Here is a 532-nt window from a genome sequence, read left to right as displayed (position 1 = left end):
ACCGCATGATCCGCGTCATCGACGGCGAGCCGCTGCCGACGCCCTCGCGCAGCGTGAATTTCGGCGATTGGAACGACGTCGAGCCGCTTTTCTACTTCCTGCTGTTCGGCCCGCTGGTCATCGGAGGCATCCTGCGCTCCATGTTCGGGCGGCTGTTCGGTTCGGGAATAACGGGAGCGATCGTTGGTGTCCTCGCCTGGTTCGTGATCGGCTCAGCGGTCATCGGACTGGGCGTCGGTGTGCTCGGCGCTGTCCTGACGTTTATCGCCGATCTGTTTGGGGCGGGATCGGGCACGGGGTCCTCGCGTCGTGGCTCGTGGTCGAGCGGCTCGTCATCCGGCGGCTGGAGCAGCGGGTCGTCGTCGAGCGGCGGCTTCAGCGGTGGTGGCGGCAGTTTTGGCGGCGGCGGCGCCTCGGGGAGCTGGTAGGTCATGAGCATCAGGCGCATCACCCGGCATCTGCTCCAGCACCATTGGCGTGCCAAGCAGGTGTTCCCGAAGGGCGTGCTCGGCCGCATCGAGCAGGCGATCAA

General features: G+C 66.5%; 1 pseudogene. It reads left to right on the top strand.

Features of this window, described 5'->3' with window-relative positions:
- Positions 1-428 (top strand): annotated as a pseudogene (locus IVB32_RS06250) (YgcG family protein); the annotation flags it as partial.
- Positions 429-532 lie beyond the last annotated feature (104 nt).

This window comes from Bradyrhizobium sp. 23, assembly GCF_023073295.1.
GTDB classification, from domain to species: Bacteria; Pseudomonadota; Alphaproteobacteria; order Rhizobiales; family Xanthobacteraceae; genus Bradyrhizobium; species Bradyrhizobium canariense_D.
This window is presented reverse-complemented; position numbering and strand designations above follow the sequence as displayed.